Raw genomic sequence first — 1325 nt, 5'->3', positions numbered from 1 at the left:
TCTAAGGCGTGGATCGTCGACTGGATCTCGCCGCGGTACGCCTCCTCGGCGTGGGGGCACTCGGCCATGTGAGTCGGCAGGTCGCGGACGTGACAGTATAAGGCGATCTCCTTTTCGGGCACGTCGCGGAGCGGTTTCGCGCGCGGGACGAACGCGTCGGTCTCGGCGCGCTCGTCGAAGGGACCGAGCGAGGCGTCGAAGTGTTTCGCGACCTGTCGCACGTCGCCTTCGAGGAAGTTCATCAGCGCGGTCTGGGCCTCGTCGTCGAGGTTGTGGCCGGTGAGCAGCTTGTCGGCGTCGAACTCGGCGGCGTACGTTTCCAGCAGGTCCCGGCGGAACACGCCGCAGTACGCGCAGGCCGCCATGTTCTCGGGGTCCTTCTCGACGACGTCGTCCATCTGGACGCCGAACTCCTCCTCGTAGGAGACGAGTTCGTGCCGCATCGAGAGGTCGTCGGCCAACTCCACGCAGGCGTCGACGCTCTCGTCGCGGTACCCCTCGATCCCCTCGTGGATGGTTAAGGCGAGCATCTCCACGCGGGGGTCTCTCCCGAACACGTCGTCTAATATCTGCGTCAGGGCGACGCTGTCTTTTCCGCCGGAGAGCCCGATCACCCACCGGTCGGGATCGTCGGGGGTCGCGTCCGGATCGAGAAGCCCGTCCTCGCGGACCCGACGCTTCACGCGCTTCTCGACCGACTCCCGGAGGTGGTGGCCACAGAGGTGCGCCCCGGAGTAGGCGGCGTGGTGGATCGCGTCGGCTCCGCACTTGTCGCACTCCATCGATGTCGGGTTGCGGTCGCGCGGGGATACCCGTTTCGGGCCGAGACGAATACGTGGGAACAGCAGTTGGGAGTGGCGAATCCGATACCGGCGTAAACGCTATTGAACTTCCGTTTAGCCGGTGATACGTGACTTCGTCTCCGAACACAACCGCCGAAGCCCCAGCAGCTCGGTGATACGTAGTCACTAACGTGAACACAACCCCGAAGCCCCAGCCGCGAGGACTCGATGCGCTCGCTGCGGTCCTCACTCGGTCGCTATCGCTCCCTCGTTGTGGTCCTTGCGTCGCGCGTCTTCGTCCTCGCGGCTGCCCCTTCGATTCCCGCCCCGCACCGTTCCGCACCGCCCCGCACCACACAGCACCGCCCTCACACCTCCCCAACCTCGTCGGTCACCTCCGCTTCGCTCCGGTGACCGACTCCCTCGCGCGACGCTGCTTCGCGGTCGCCTGTGGCGACCGCTCGCAGGCGCGCGCCGTTGAGATTGCGTAGGGCAATGTAAGACATCGACAACCCGGGGCGCGTTGTCGCCGGTTCCGACACC

Annotated in this window: 1 protein-coding gene; it reads right to left on the bottom strand. The window is 66.1% G+C overall.

Translation table 11 applies throughout. The features are described from left to right. Window positions 1-782, bottom strand: a 782-nt coding sequence (locus BN903_RS06605) for a phosphoadenosine phosphosulfate reductase family protein (protein WP_048076989.1), incomplete at its 3' end; no start/stop codon positions are given. Between the last annotated feature and the right edge of the window lie 543 nt (window positions 783-1325).

This window comes from Halorubrum sp. AJ67 (assembly GCF_000513435.1).
The sequence above is the reverse complement of the archived record's forward strand: the minus strand, read 5'-3'. Positions and strand labels throughout refer to the sequence as shown.